This is a genomic window from Azospirillum endophyticum (assembly GCF_016595245.1).
GTDB classification, from domain to species: domain Bacteria; phylum Pseudomonadota; class Alphaproteobacteria; order Azospirillales; family Azospirillaceae; genus Azospirillum; species Azospirillum endophyticum.
On sequence record NZ_JAENHM010000084.1, the window covers coordinates 1 to 13552 of the forward strand.

The 13552-nt window shown below is 69.0% G+C and carries 12 protein-coding genes and 1 riboswitch; of the genes, 1 reads left to right on the plus strand and 11 read right to left on the minus strand.

Annotation, left to right across the window (positions count from 1 at the left end):
• Positions 1-57: 57 nt before the first annotated feature.
• Genes JHL17_RS32765 through JHL17_RS32775 form a run of 3 tightly spaced genes read right to left on the minus strand, consistent with a single transcriptional unit; the run spans position 58 to position 1392 of the window.
• Positions 58-639: an IS630 family transposase gene (locus JHL17_RS32765; protein ID WP_200198850.1), complete on the minus strand. Its 582-nt coding sequence runs from the start codon at positions 637-639 to the stop codon at positions 58-60.
• Between the two features lie 38 nt (positions 640-677).
• Complete coding sequence (locus tag JHL17_RS32770) at positions 678-878, minus strand: hypothetical protein (protein ID WP_200198851.1); 201 nt, start codon at positions 876-878, stop codon at positions 678-680.
• Positions 879-930: 52 nt separating this feature from the next.
• On the minus strand, positions 931-1392 hold the full coding sequence (locus JHL17_RS32775; protein ID WP_247893985.1) for a MarR family winged helix-turn-helix transcriptional regulator: 462 nt from the start codon (positions 1390-1392) through the stop codon (positions 931-933).
• A gap of 128 nt (positions 1393-1520) precedes the next feature.
• On the opposite strand from JHL17_RS32775, the gene JHL17_RS32780 reads away from it, so the two are divergent.
• Positions 1521-3314, plus strand: coding sequence for a chloride channel protein (locus JHL17_RS32780; protein ID WP_200198852.1), 1794 nt, complete (start codon positions 1521-1523; stop codon positions 3312-3314).
• Here JHL17_RS32780 and JHL17_RS32785 read toward each other — a convergent pair.
• From JHL17_RS32785 to JHL17_RS32820, 8 genes are read right to left on the minus strand one after another with little or no spacing between them, the layout of a single operon-like run.
• Entirely contained in the window at positions 3294-3476 is a 183-nt protein-coding gene (locus JHL17_RS32785; RefSeq protein WP_200198853.1) for a hypothetical protein, read from the minus strand. The two genes, JHL17_RS32780 and JHL17_RS32785, sit on opposite strands and share 21 nt — an antisense overlap.
• Before the next feature lies 1 nt (position 3477).
• A complete protein-coding gene (locus JHL17_RS32790) occupies positions 3478-4284 on the minus strand; it encodes an ATP-binding cassette domain-containing protein (protein ID WP_200198854.1) in 807 nt (268 codons plus the stop codon).
• Positions 4281-5105 carry an ABC transporter permease gene (locus JHL17_RS32795; protein WP_200198855.1) on the minus strand — a complete coding sequence of 275 codons (825 nt, stop codon included), beginning with the start codon at positions 5103-5105 and terminating at the stop codon, positions 4281-4283. The genes JHL17_RS32790 and JHL17_RS32795 overlap by 4 nt, the downstream gene beginning before the upstream one ends.
• A gap of 3 nt (positions 5106-5108) precedes the next feature.
• Positions 5109-6191, minus strand: a complete 1083-nt coding sequence (locus JHL17_RS32800; RefSeq protein WP_247893986.1) for a putative urea ABC transporter substrate-binding protein — start codon at positions 6189-6191, stop codon at positions 5109-5111.
• A gap of 40 nt (positions 6192-6231) precedes the next feature.
• Positions 6232-8040, minus strand: a complete 1809-nt coding sequence (gene atzF / locus JHL17_RS32805) for an allophanate hydrolase (RefSeq protein WP_200199003.1) — start codon at positions 8038-8040, stop codon at positions 6232-6234.
• Positions 8041-8056: 16 nt separating this feature from the next.
• Positions 8057-11764, minus strand: coding sequence for an urea carboxylase (gene uca / locus JHL17_RS32810; protein ID WP_200198856.1), 3708 nt, complete (start codon positions 11762-11764; stop codon positions 8057-8059).
• An 11-nt stretch (positions 11765-11775) separates the two neighbouring features.
• A complete protein-coding gene (locus tag JHL17_RS32815; protein ID WP_247893987.1) occupies positions 11776-12435 on the minus strand; it encodes an urea amidolyase associated protein UAAP2 in 660 nt (219 codons plus the stop codon).
• A gap of 11 nt (positions 12436-12446) precedes the next feature.
• Positions 12447-13169 (minus strand): urea amidolyase associated protein UAAP1, encoded by a 723-nt coding sequence (locus JHL17_RS32820; protein ID WP_200198857.1) that lies wholly within the window; start codon positions 13167-13169, stop codon positions 12447-12449.
• Positions 13170-13327: 158 nt separating this feature from the next.
• Positions 13328-13449: riboswitch (guanidine-I (ykkC/yxkD leader) on the minus strand.
• Between the last annotated feature and the right edge of the window lie 103 nt (positions 13450-13552).

Genomic DNA, 13552 nt, shown 5'->3' on the forward strand with positions numbered 1-13552 from the left:
ATCTCCAATATCTGGGCAACCACACCGCGTGCGGCTACCCCGAGTCCCTAACAGCCTCTAAGCAGAGATTCGTGGGTTGCCCAACGGATGTCGGCTTCGTTCGTCGTTGAGCTTGAGTACGGCGTTGTGGATGGTCTGATCGAGATGAGCGGCACCAGTGAAGGTTTGATGGGCCAAGTGATGTCGTTTCAGATCCCGCCAGACCTCCTCGATGTCGTTGAGTTCGGGAGCGTATTTCGGCAGCCACTCGATGTTCAGCCAGTGCGCGCGGGTGGCGAGCGCGGCTCGGGTCGCCTTGCTCGTGTGTATGGGACCATTGTCCAGGATCAGCACCACCGGCCGCTCCGGATCGCGGCCCGGCTTTGGCCCGTAGCGCTGGTCAAGGATTTCCAGAAGCGCGGCGAAATCCGTGCTGCGCTTGGTCCGGCTGGTGTGGACAATGAGGTCGCGACGGCCCCAGTCGAGGACGCCGAGCAGGGCCACCTTGGCGGCTTGGCCGGGTGCCGGGATGCGCAGATCGGCGCCTTTCTTGGCGCAGGCGTGCGCCAGATAGGGATGCGTCAGCGCTTCCGACTCGTCGCCGAACAGCAGCACGATGTCGCCGGCTTCCGCCTGCGCTTTCAACAGCTTGCGTCGCACACCGCCGCGCTCCACGGCGTCTGGATCCTACCGCCCTTTCAGCGTGTGGCGCGGCCGGCGCCAGCGGAAAGCCCCTTTTTGCGCAGCACCACCGACAGGCGGGAGCACGAGATGCGCTGCCCAGTGCGCGCCTCGATCTCCCGGGCTAGGCGCGGCAGCGTCCAGTTCGGGCGATTCGCGACCGGCACCGACAGCACCTCCTCGGCCACCGGCAACGCGGCCAGCGCCTTGACCGGCACCGCCCCGGGGGCGATGCGCGTCGATTCCGTTCGCCAGCCTTCACAGCTTTGCTTAGGGCAGGGAGTGGAGCAGTTGCAGCAGCAAGGGCTTCGTTTTTCTCAGCTCTTCCAGATGGGCCGCCGACAGCGCTTCCAGGACGGCCTCCGCCTGCGGCGTCAGGACGAGGACCACGCGGCGGCGGTCGTCGGCGCTTTCGAGGCGAGTGACCAGCTCCGCCTTCACCAGGCGGTCGACCAGTTCGCCGGCGCTGTGGTGGCGAACGAGAAGCTTGTCGGCCAGATCGCCGATGCTCATCCCCCCGTCGCCATGCCCTTTGATCGCCAGGATGGCCTGATGCTGCTGCGGCGTGAGGCCGCCATCCCGGGCGGCGGCTTCGCTGAAGGCGAGAAAGCGGCGGAGCGTGTGGCGAAACTCGGCCAGGGCCCGGTAATCGCTCTGCCTGATCGCGCCTACCGCCTGCTCCGACCTGCTCCCGGCCGGCGAATTCGCGGCCATGCTCCCATCGTCGATCATCTCGGTCCAACCGTTGTTTCGTGTTGAAATATATCGGATCACGATATAAATGCAAGGCGCGGCTCGGGGACCGGCACCGCCGCCCGTCCCCCGGTCCTGCGCATTTCCCCAATTTTCCGGCTATCCGCATGCTCCCGTTTCCCGCAGTCCAAGACCGTTCGGCGCCGTCCAAGGGGTTGGCCGACTTCACCACCGATCGCCGGGTCCTGATCCTGATTGCCATGGCCTTATGCGTCGGCAGCGCGGGCGCCGGCGCGGCCTGGGCCTTGATCAGGCTGATCACCCTGGTCACCAATGTCGTCTGGTTCGGGCGCTTCAGCACGGCCGACGCCTCGCTGGCCGGGCTGCAGCCTTCGCTTTGGATGGTCGCCGCCCCCGCGCTGGGCGGGCTGGCGATCGGGCTGATGGCCCGCTTCGGCAGCGAGAAGATCAGGGGCCACGGCATTCCCGAGGCGATCGAGGCGATCCTGATCGGCGGAAGCCGCCTGCAGCCCAAGGTGGCTGTCCTGAAGCCGCTGTCGTCGGCGCTGTCGATCGGAACGGGCGGTCCGTTCGGTGCCGAAGGTCCGATCATCATGACCGGGGGCGCGATCGGCTCCCTCTTCGCCCAGTGCTTCCATTTGAGCGCCGCCGAACGCAAGACGCTGCTGGTGGCCGGGGCCGCCGCCGGCATGACCGCGATCTTCGGCACCCCCGTCGCCGCCCTTCTGCTGGCGGTCGAGCTCCTGCTGTTCGAGTGGAAACCCCGCAGCTTTCTGCCCGTGGTCGCCGCCTGCCTGATCTCGGCCGCTTGGCGCCCGCTGCTGTTCGGCGCCGGCCCGCTGTTTCCCTTCGCCGATCCGGTCGCCCTTCCCTGGTGGGGCCTGTTCGCCTGCATCGGCCTCGGCATCGTCGCCGGCCTGCAATCCGGATTGATGACGGTCATGCTCTACAAGGTCGAGGACCTGTTCCAGCGGCTGCCCATCCACTGGATGTGGTGGCCGGCGATCGGCGGGATCGCGGTCGGGCTGGGCGGCCTTGTCGAGCCGAGGGCGATGGGCGTCGGCTACGACGTGATCCGCGACCTCCTGGCGCCCGGCACCGGCGCCCGCGAGGTCCTGGGCGTTCTGGTCGTCAAGCTGATCATCTGGGTCGTGGCGCTGGGGTCCGGGACGTCCGGCGGCGTGCTGGCGCCGCTGCTGATCCTGGGCGGAGCCTCGGGCTGGCTGCTCGGGCTTGGGCTGCCGGGGGAGCCGTCATTGTGGGCCCTGCTCGGAATGGCGGCGATGATGGGCGGGACGATGCGGTCGCCGCTCACCGGGATCGTCTTCGCCGTCGAGCTCACCGGCAACGTCGATGTCCTGCTGCCGCTGCTCGCCGCGACCGCTGCCTCCTATGCGGTCACCGTCCTGCTGCTGAAGCGCTCGATCCTGACCGAGAAGATCGCGCGCCGAGGCCATCACCTCACACGGGAATACAGCACCGACCCCTTCGAGCTTCTGCGAGCCTCGGACGTCATGGTGACGGCGGTCGACACGATGCCGGGGACGATGACGGTCGACGAGGCCATCGCCTTTTTCAGGGCGGCCGGACACCGCCATAAATCATACCCGCTGGTCGACCGGGACCGCCGGGTGATCGGCATGGTCGGGCGCACCGATGTCCTGCGCTGGAGCGGCTCGGACGATCACGCCGGACTGACGCTCTACGATGCGGTTTCCGACCGGTCGGTGGTCGTGGCGCCTCCCGACATCGTGCTCGGGCGCCTGGTCGATCTGATGATCGAGCATGACGTCAGCCGCGTGCCGATCGTCGACCCGGCCGACCGCCGCCTGCTGGGCCTTGTCGCCCGCAAGGACCTGTTCAAGATCAGGAGCAACGCGACCGCCCTGGAAAATGAGCGGACCGCGTATTTCGGGCAGTCATGGCGGCGTCCGGCCTGACGGCGCGGCCGATCCGTCGCACCCGTCGGTCGCCGGCATCGCCGACGGGCGCCGCGTGGGGTCGGGAGCGGCGAAGAGCCAGGGGTGCGCGGCGGTCGCGCGGGTCCGCAGCAGGGCGTGCAGAGCCGCCCCGGTCCAGGCCAGAACGTCCGGCCCGGTCATTTCAATGGGTCGCAACAGGCGTTTCAAGGCGGTTCTCCGTTTCCCGTGACGATCCGGCCGTGGCGGCCAGCCTCTCCCGGACCGCGGTCTTCCCGGTCAGCAGCAGGTCGTAGGTGATCCGTGCGCCGTAGGCGCCGGGATCGGTCGGATCGACCCGCACCTTGTCGAAGGCGAGGACGCGGGTGGCCAGGGTGAAGCCCTCTTTCAGGTCGTGGGTGACCATGAAGACCGTCATCTTGCGCTCCGACCACAAGCGGAGCAGAAGCTCGTACATCTGTGCCTTGGTTCCGGCGTCGAGCGCGCCGAAGGGTTCGTCCAGCAGCAGGATCTTCGGCTTCAGGATCAGGGCCTGGGCGATGGCGAGGCGTTGTTGCATGCCGCCGGACAGCTCGGCCGGATATTTGCGCAGATGGTCGCCGAGCCCGACCGCCGCCAGGATCCCCTTCGCCTCCTCCTCGGCGGCGCGGCGGCGGGCGCCGAACAGACGGCCGAGGAAGCGCGAACCGGCGAACTCGCGGCCAAGGATGACGTTCTCCAGCACCGTCAGGTGGGGAAAGACCGAATAGCGCTGGAACACCACGCCGCGATCCGGGCCGGGTTCGGCCACCAGCGGTCGGCCGTCGAGGAGGATGCCGCCGCGGGTCGGCCGCTCCTGGCCCAGCAGCATGCGCAGGAAGGTCGTCTTGCCGCAGCCCGACGGGCCGACCAGGGCGCAGAACTCGCCCGACGGGATGTCCAGGTCGACGCGTTCCAGCACCACCTGACCCGGATATTCCTTCCACAGGCCGTGGACGGACACATGGCTCATGCGGACCCCTTTCCGGCCTTCAGCCAGGGAAAACAGCGGGCGTTGAACAGGCGCAGCAGATAGTCCGACACGAAGGCCAACACGGTGATCCAAGCGACATAGGGCAGGATGACGTCCATCGCCAGATAGCGCCGGACCAGGAAGATGCGGTAACCCAGCCCCTCGGTCGCGGCGATGGCCTCCGCCGAGATCAGGAACAGCCAGGCCGGGCCGAGCGACAGGCGGACCGCGTCGACCAGCCGCGGCAGCATCTGCGGCAGCACCACCCGCAGCACGATCTGCCAGGTGCTGCCGCCCAGCGTCTGCGCCTTGACGATCTGCTCGGCCGGCAGCTCGCCCGTGCGCATGGCGAGGTCGCGGATCAGGAAGGGCGTCACGCCCACCACGATCAGCACCACCTTGGACAGCTCGTCCAGGCCGAAGACGATGAACAGCACCGGCAGCACCGCCATCGGCGGCACCATCGACAGGATGGCGACGAAGGGCGACAGCCCCGCCCGCACATAGGGGATCAGCCCCATCGCGATGCCGATCACCAACGCCGCCGCCGTCGCCACCCCGAGGCCAAGGCCCAGCCGGTGGAGGCTCGCCACCGTGTCCGCCCACATCAGGTAATCGCCGGTGCGGGCGTCGGGCGTGAAGGCGAGCCGCGCGACCGTCGCGACCATCGCCGACAGCGGCGGCAGCAGCTTGTCGTTCGGGTTCTCGGCCAGCCGCAGGGCGGAGGCGACGGCATAGAGCGCCGCCGCACCCAGGAAGGGGAGGGCACCCCAGAAGACGATGCCCCCGCGTCCCGGCCGCCGGTTGATGATCCGGCGCATCGGTCAGAGCGTCCCGTCGGCGGCTTGCTTCATCACCGCGGCGTCGAAGCGCAGCTTCACGTTCTTGGCGTCGCCGAGGATCGTGCCGCCGGGGAAGGCGATGCCGACCGCGTCGCGGCTGCGCGCACCCTCGCCCAGCAGCCCGTGGTCGAAGGAGAAGGTCCGCACCAGATCCATGGTCTTGACCAGATCGGACCCGGTGGCGAAGCCCACCGCGTCGGTGGGCGTGTAGAACATCTTCGTCGTGGTCAGCTGCTGCTTGTAGCCGGCCAGATCGGTGCCGGACGCCTTGGCCATCGCCTCCAGCGCCGCCTTGCCTTCCGCCGTGTCGGGCTTGGTCATCAGCCCCATGATCTCGTACCAGGCGCCGACCAGTGCCTTGGCGAAGGCCGGGTTGTCCTTCATCGTGGCGGAGTTGACCACCATCAGGTCCATGATCTCGCCCGGCACCTTGGAGCTGTCGAACACCAGGGTGGCGCCCTGGGTCTTGACGACCTCGCTGAGCTGCGGGTTCCAGGTGACGGTGGCGGTGACGTCGGGCGAGGAGGTGAAGGCCGACACGATGTCGGCGTCGGCGGTGTTGACCACCGTCACGTCCTTTTCGCGCAAGCCCACCGAATCCAGGCCGCGGGCCAGCAGGTAATGCGACACCGACAGTTCGACCAGATTGACCTTCCGGCCCTTGATGTCCTTCAGGGTCTTGCCCGTCTTCAGCACCACGCCGTCATTGCCGTTGGAATAGTCGCCGGTGATCACCGCCGTGCTGTCGACGCCGCCCGCCGCCGGGATGGTCAGCGCGTCCATGTTGGTCATGACGCAGCCGTCGAAGGCGCCGGCAGTGTACTGGTTGATCGATTCGACATAGTCGTTGACCTGCACGATCTCGACCTTGATGCCGTATTTGTCGGCCCATTTCTTCATGATGCCGCTGTCGGCGGCGTAGCCCCACGGCATCCAGCCGGCGTAGATCGACCACGCCACGCGGAAATTCTTCTTCTCCGCCGCCACGGCCGGCGACTGGACGGCCGCCACCGTGGCAGCGAGGGCCACGCCGAACACGACGCGCTTGAGCAAGGTCCGCATCATCAAATTTTCCTTCCCGTTGAGTGTCGTCTGCCGTGTTTCGTCAGCGCGCAAGCCAGCGGCGCCAGCCGCCGAAGCCGGTGATGTCCTCCGCGCCCGTCAGCGCGATGGGTTCGCACAGGAAGCTCTTCACGGTCCCGCCGTCCTCCAGCGTCACCGTGCCGATCGCCATCGGCGGCGGCACCTCGGCGACGAAGCTGCCGAAGGCGGCCTCGGTCAGCTCCCACAGCTCCAGCTCGATGCCGCCGGCCCCGTCGGGGTCGCGCACCAGCCCCGGCTTGGCCGGGCTGGTGCCGGCCAGCGCATAGAGGCGGTAGCCCGGCGCCGTGCGCGTCCTGCGGACCAGACGGGCCTGCCGGGCGGTCAGCTGGTGGTTGAGCGGCTGGCCGGTCAGATGGGCGCCGACGACGGCGAGGCGGACCGTGCCGGGAGCCGGCGCGTCCACCTCCAGCGCCGGGCCTTCCGGCAGCTGGCCGGTGGCGCCGATGGGCAGCGCCTGGGCGCGGTGAAAGCGGTCGGCCAGCGTCGCCAGCGCCCCGTCGGCGAAGGCGCGGCCGATCAGCGTGACGCCGAAGGGCAGCCCCTGTTTCGGGCCGCTTCCGCGGAAGCCGGCCGGCACGGCGATGGCCGACAAATCCATCAGGTTGACGAAATTGGTGTAGAGCCCGAGGTTGCTGTTCAGGCGCACCGGGTCGGCCAGCAGGTCCTCGATGGTGTAGGTCGTGCCGGTGGTGGGCAGCAGCAGGGCGTCCATCTTCGCCCATTCGGCCTCCGCCCGGCGGGTCAGCTCGGCCAGTTTGTAGAAGCCGGCGAAGGCGTCCGCCGCGCCGATCTTCGCGGCCCCCAGCACGATGCCGCGCACCACGGGATGGATGGAGTCGGGCCTGGTTTCGGCGAAGTCGCGGATGGCGGCCAGCCGCTCTGCCACCCAGGGGCCGGAATAGAGCAGCTGGGCGGCGTCGCGGAAGGGGGCGAAATCGACCTCCACCGCCGTACCGCCCAGCGCCGTCAGCCGGTCGACGGCCGACTGGAACAGGGAAGCCGCCGCCTCGTCGCCGAAGAACTCCAGCCCGTCCGCCGGCACGCCGAAGCGGAAGCCCAGCGGCCACGCCGCCGGCTGCGCCGCGGTGGGCGAGCCCTTGCGGGAATAGGGGTCGGTCTCGTCATAGGTCCCCGCCACCCGCAGCACCGCCAGCGCGTCGCCCGCCGTGCCGGCGAAGATCGACACCACGTCCTGGGTGCGGCAGGCCGGCAGCACGCCCGAGGTGCTGACCAGCCCCTTGGTCGGCTTCAGCCCGACGATGTTGTTGAAGGCGGCCGGCACCCGTCCCGATCCCGCCGTGTCGGTGCCGAGCGCGAAGCTGACCAGCCCCGCCCCGACGGCGACTCCGGACCCGGCGCTGGACCCGCCCGAGACGTACCGCTCGTCGAACACCGACGAACAGGCGCCGTAGGGGGAGCGGGTGCCGACCAGACCGGTGGCGAACTGGTCGAGGTTGGTCTTGCCGATCAGGATGGCGCCTGCTTCGACCAGCCGTTGCACGACGGTGGCGGAGCGGTCGGCCACGAAGGCGAAGTCGGGGCAGCCGGCGGTGGTCGGCAGGCCGGCGACGTCGATGTTGTCCTTGACCGCGAAGGGGATGCCGAACAGCGGCAGCGCCGCCCCCGCCGCCTTGCGGGCGCTGGCGGCCTCCAGCTGCCGGCCGGCGTCGGCCCGTTGCAGCAGGTGGATCCAGACCGGGCGTTCGCCGCGCGCGGCGATGCGGGCATAGACCTCGTCCAGCATCGCCTCGGGCGTCAGGCTGCCGTCGGCATAGGCGGCGGACAGCGCCGCGATTTCCAGGTTGATCATGATCACGGGGTCTTCCTCACGCAGCTTCGGGCAGCAGGACGGCCAGGGTCTGGCCCAACGTCACCGCCTGCCCTTCGGCGCAGCGGATCTCGGCGACCGTGCCGGCCATCGGCGCGGCGACGGCGATTTCCATCTTCATCGATTCCACGATCAGCAGCGGGTCGCCCGCCTTGACGCTGCTGCCCGGTTCGGCGGCGATCTTCCAGACGCTGCCGGGCACCGGGCTCGGCACCGCCTCGCCGCCCGGCGGCAGGCCGGCCTCGGCCTCCGGGCTGGCGGCGTCCGGCAGCTCCGCCGCGTAGCCGATCTGGCCCGACGCCTCCCAGCGCGCCCGCTCCTCCTCGAACGCCGTCTGCTGGCGGGTCTTGAAGGCGGCGATGCCGTCGCGGTTCTCCGCCAGGAAACGGCGGTAGTCGGCGAGGCGGAAGCTTTCCTCCTCGATGCGCAGGCTGGCCCGGCCGAGCGGGAAGTCGGCGCGGAAGGCCATCAGCTCGTCATGGCTGACCGGATGGAAGCGGATCTGGTCGAAGTGGCGCAGCAGCCATGGCTTGCCCGGCTCGAAGGCGTCGGTCGTCCGGTGGGTGTTCCACATCTGGCAGGTGCGGCCGACGAACTGGTAGCCGCCCGGCCCCTCCATGCCGTAGACGCACATGTAGGCGCCGCCGATGCCCACCGCGTTTTCCGGCGTCCAGGTGCGGGCCGGGTTGTATTTGGTGGTGACGAGACGGTGGCGCGGATCGACCGGCGTCGCCACCGGCGCGCCAAGATAGACGTCCCCTAGCCCGAGGACGAGATAGCTGGCGTCGAAGACGATGCGCTTCACCGCCTCGACGTCGTCCAGCCCGTTGATGCGGCGGATGAACTCGATGTTGCTCGGGCACCAGGGGGCGTCGGCGCGCACCGACTGCATGTATTTGGCGATCGCGAGGCGGGTCGCCTCGTCGTCCCAGGACAGCGGCAGGTGGATGATGCGCGTCGGCACCGCCAGATCGTCGATGGCGGCGAGTTCGTTCTCGGCGCCGGTCAGCCGGTCGAGCAGCGCGCCCTGCGGAAGCCGGCGGCTGTCGTAATGGATCTGGAGCGAGCGGATGCCGGGGGTCAGGTCGAGGATTCCCGGCAGCGCCTGCGCCCGCAGCCAGGTCTGGAGCGCGTGGACGCGGAAGCGCAGGTCGAGATCCAGCACCAGCGGGCCGTACTCGACCAGCAGATACTTGTCGCCGGCCCGGCGGTAGACGACGGCCGGACGGCTGGCGGTCGCGGGGATGTGGTGGAGGATGGGGGAGTCGGCGGCGCTCTCCACCCCGACATGATCCCCTCTCCCCCCCGGGGAGAGGGTTAGGGTGAGGGGGTCGCGGGGCGAGGATTGGCGAGTATGGGAGGCTGCTGCACGCTGAGCGGATTCATGCAGCGCGTCCCCCTCACTCCGACCCTCTCCCCGGGGGGGAGAGGGAGAGATTGCCTCCTCCAACTTCGCCGCTTCCTCCGCCGTCAGCCGCGTGAAGCGAACCTTGTCGCCCGGCCGCAGCTGGCCGATCTTCCACAGTTCGGCATGGACGATGGTCGCCGGGCAGACGAAGCCGCCCAGGCTGGGACCATCCGGCCCGAGGATCACCGGCATGTCGCCGGTGAAGTCGATGGCGCCGATGGCATAGGCGTTGTCGTGGATGTTGGAGGGATGCAGCCCCGCCTCGCCGCCGTCCTTGCGCGCCCAGGTGGGTTTCGGGCCGATCAGGCGGACGCCGGTGCGGCTGGAGTTGTAATGCACCTCCCAGTCGGCGGCGAAGAAGGCGGCGATGTCCGCGTCGGTGAAGAAGTCCGGCGCGCCGTGCGGGCCATAGAGGACGCCGATCTCCCAGGTACGGCCGTAAGCGGGCCGCTCCTCCGCGAGGATCGCGCCCGCCGCCCCGGCCGGCGCGGCGCCGAGATGCAGGATGTCGCCCGGCAGCAGTGCCCGCCCACCATGCCCGCCGAACTTGCCGAGCGTGAAGGTGGACTTGCTGCCGAGATAGTCCGGCACGTCCAGCCCGCCCTGCAGCAGCAGATAGGCGCGGCAGCCGGCGCCGCTGACCGTGCCGATGCGCAAGGTGGCGCCGGCCGGCACGCTGACCGGCTGCCAGAAGGGCACCGGCGCGCCGTCGAGGTCGGCCGGCATCGCCGCGCCGGTCAGGCAGACGACCGCTTCGGCATTGAAGCGCAGCGTCGGGCCGGACACGGTGATCTCCAGCCCCGCCGCCCCGTCGGGGTTGCCGAGCGTGCGGTTGCCGAGCCGGAAGGCCAGCGGGTCCATCGGGCCGGACGGCGGCACGCCGACCTCCCAATAGCCGACGCGGCCGGGATGGTCCTGCACGGTGGTCAGCGTGCCGGGGGTGACGACCTCCAGCGTGCGCGCCGCATAGGCGACGGTTTCCAGATAGCGGGTGTTGATGCCGCCGGCCGCGAAGACCGGATCGGCTGCGATCTGGCGCAGATAGGCGAGGTTGGTCTCGATCCCCGACAGGCGGCAGCGGGCCAGCGCGTCGCGCAGCTTCGACAGGGCGTCGGCGCGGTCGTCGCCGCGCACGATGATCTTGGCGATCAGCGGATCGTAGAAGGGCGTCACCTCGCTGCCCTGTTCCACCCAGGTCTCGACGCGGGCGTCCGCCGGGAAAACCGCCTCGGTCAGCAGGCCGGAGCAGGGGCGGAAGTTGCGGCCGGGATCCTCGGCATAGACGCGCACCTGGATCGCGGCGCCTTGTGCCTTGTTTCTGTACGATTCCAGCGGCAGAGCCTCGCCGGCCGCCTGCCGGATCATCCATTCGACGAGGTCGATGCCGGTGACCTCCTCGGTCACGCCATGCTCGACCTGAAGGCGGGTGTTGACCTCCAGGAAATAGGCCTCGCCGGCGTCGTCGTCATAGACGAACTCGACCGTGCCGGCGGATTGGTAGGTCACGGCGCGGCCCAGCCGCTCCGCCGCGTCGAACAGCCGGCGGCGCAACTCGTCGGGGAGGCCGGGGGCCGGCGTCTCCTCGATGACCTTCTGGTTGCGCCGCTGGGCGGAACAGTCGCGCTCGCCCAGCGCCACCACGGTGCCGCGGCCGTCGCCGAAGATCTGCACCTCGATGTGGCGGGCGCGCTCGATGAACTTCTCCAGGAAGACGCCGCCGTCCTTGAAATTGTTGCGCGACAGCCGGCTGACCGCCTCGAACATCGGCTCCAGGGTGTCGGGGTCGCGGCAAAGCTGCATGCCGATGCCGCCGCCGCCGGCCGTGCTCTTTATCATCACCGGATAGCCGATGCGTCCGGCTTCCGCCTTGGCATGGGCGGCGTCGGTCAGCAGGCCGCTGCCGGGGGAGAGCGGCACGCCGCTGCGCTCCGCCAGTGCGCGGGCGCTGTGCTTCAGGCCGAAGGCGCGCATCTGCTCCGGCGTCGGGCCGATGAAGACGATGTCGGCTGCCGCGCAGGCCTCGGCGAAGCCGGGATTCTCCGACAGGAAGCCATAGCCGGGATGGATCGCCTGGGCGCCGGTCTGCTTCGCCGCCGCCAGGATGCGTTCGGCGTTCAGGTAGCTGTCGGCCACGGCGGCGGGGCCGATGCAGACGGCCTCCCCCGCCAGCGCCACATGCAGGGACTGGGCGTCGGCTTCGGAATGCACGGCGACCGAGGCGATGCCCATACGGTCGAGCGTGCGGATGACGCGGCAGGCGATCTCGCCGCGGTTGGCGATCAGGATTTTGCTGAACATGTGCGGTCCCCTCACGCCCGATCCCAAACCAGCACCTCGATGGGTGTCGGGTTGTAGTCGTTGCAGGGGTTGTTGAGCTGCGGGCAGTTGGAGATCAGGACGATCACGTCCATCTCCGCCCGCATCTCCACATATTTGCCGGGGCCGCTGACGCCGTCGGCGAAGGTCAGGCCGCCGTCGGGGGTGACCGGCACGTTCATGAAGAAGTTGATGTTGTGGGTGATGTCACGCTTGGTCAGGCCGAAGCGCTCGTTCTCCGCCACCGCCAGCATCCAGCTGTCGCGGCAGGCGTGCATGCACTTCTTCTCCAGCGCATAGCGCACGGTGTTGCTTTCGGTGGCGCAGGCGCCGCCCAGCGTGTCGTGCCGGCCGACGGTGTCGGCGACGATCTCCAGCATCGAGTTGCCCTGGGTGGAGATCAGCTTGGTGCCGACCGAAAGATAGACGTTGCGCTGTTCGCGGATGGTGTCGACGGCGCTGTAGCGTTCGGCCGGGTCGGCGGCGCTGTAGAACAGGGTGTCGGCGGCCTGGTTGCCCTCCAGATCGACGATGCGGAAAATCTGGCCCTTGCGGACCACCTCCATCCAGTAATCGCCGGCCGGAACCGTCTTGCGATAGGCGGCGGTCTGCGCGTCGAGGATGCTTTCTTTCGTCATGCTGGCTTTGGTCATTTTTCAGTCCCTCAGCCGCACAGGTGATAGAGGTGGGTGTTGGCGAAGCCGCGTCCGTTCTCCGGCCGTGCGGTCTTGCAGGCATCGTCCTCGGCGACCGGCTCGGCCTTGCGGAACTGGTAGAGGATGGGCTTGCGCGGATATTCGGCGGCCGGGTTCAGCGGGTGCGGGCAGGTGTGCAGCAGCACCAGCGTGTCCATCTCGAAGCGCAGGTCGACATGGGCGCTGGCCTTGGCGGCGGACGGGTCGAAGACCAGCGTGCCGTCCTCCTCGGTGCGCACCGTGCTGAACCAGTTGACGTTGGCGGCGAGATCGCGGCGGCCGAGGCCGTATTTGGCGGCTTCCACCAGGAAGCTGTCATGGCCGTTCAGCGTCCAGTCGTTGCGGTGTGCCTGATAATCCTTGTGGCCCCAGCGCTCGGCCACCAGCGCCTTTGTGGAGTTGCCGCACACCGTGTCGTGCCAGCCGGCGGTGTCCTCGACGACGGAGCAGAAGATGCGCCCCATGTCGGAATAGAGGCAGTGGCCGGCGGTCAGCTTGAAGGTATGCTGGCACTTCAGGGTGTCGGGGGCGTTGTAGCGCTCCAACGGGTTCTGCGGGTTGTAGAACAGCATGCCGACATTGGCGCCGCCTTCGCGGTCGATCAGGCGCAGGACCGTGCCGCGCCGGATTGTGAAGGACCAATGCTTGCCGCCGGGGATCTCGTCTTCATAGAGAACGTCTTGGCTGTCCACGGACTTGCCTCCATCCCGTGCCGGGCCGTCCCGGCGAAGGCTCCGGGCGAGGCCCCGTCAGGACCACGGGCCGGGTCGTCCCGGCCGGAGCATCGTGAAGGGAGGAGTGCAGGCGTAGGGGGGAAGTCCCACCGGGGCTGCACGCCTCCGTGTTCGGAACCTCCCGGGCTTTTGTCCCGCCGTGTGCCCGTCCGCTGTTCACCGGACAGGTCGCCGCTCTCGGACCAGCCGCCGGACCGCCTCACAGTGCGGACCGGCCGGAACCCTAGCGGCTTTGCGCCTGAAGCTTCGCAAGCCGCGTGCCAACCGGCAGGAGCGCGCATTCCACGGAACTTGCGCATCCGGAGACCGCGAGGCTCGATAAAACTGCCCAATTTTCGACC

Coding starts and splice junctions, on each gene's coding strand:
- JHL17_RS32775 (WP_247893985.1), bottom strand. CDS start 1,392: ATGATCGACGATGGGAGCATGGCCGCGAATTCGCCGGCCGGGAGCAGG.
- JHL17_RS32780 (WP_200198852.1), top strand. CDS start 1,521: ATGCTCCCGTTTCCCGCAGTCCAAGACCGTTCGGCGCCGTCCAAGGGG.
- JHL17_RS32785 (WP_200198853.1), bottom strand. CDS start 3,476: ATGACCGGGCCGGACGTTCTGGCCTGGACCGGGGCGGCTCTGCACGCC.
- JHL17_RS32790 (WP_200198854.1), bottom strand. CDS start 4,284: ATGAGCCATGTGTCCGTCCACGGCCTGTGGAAGGAATATCCGGGTCAG.
- JHL17_RS32795 (WP_200198855.1), bottom strand. CDS start 5,105: ATGCGCCGGATCATCAACCGGCGGCCGGGACGCGGGGGCATCGTCTTC.
- JHL17_RS32800 (WP_247893986.1), bottom strand. CDS start 6,191: ATGATGCGGACCTTGCTCAAGCGCGTCGTGTTCGGCGTGGCCCTCGCT.
- atzF (WP_200199003.1), bottom strand. CDS start 8,040: ATGATCAACCTGGAAATCGCGGCGCTGTCCGCCGCCTATGCCGACGGC.
- uca (WP_200198856.1), bottom strand. CDS start 11,764: ATGTTCAGCAAAATCCTGATCGCCAACCGCGGCGAGATCGCCTGCCGC.
- JHL17_RS32815 (WP_247893987.1), bottom strand. CDS start 12,435: ATGACCAAAGCCAGCATGACGAAAGAAAGCATCCTCGACGCGCAGACC.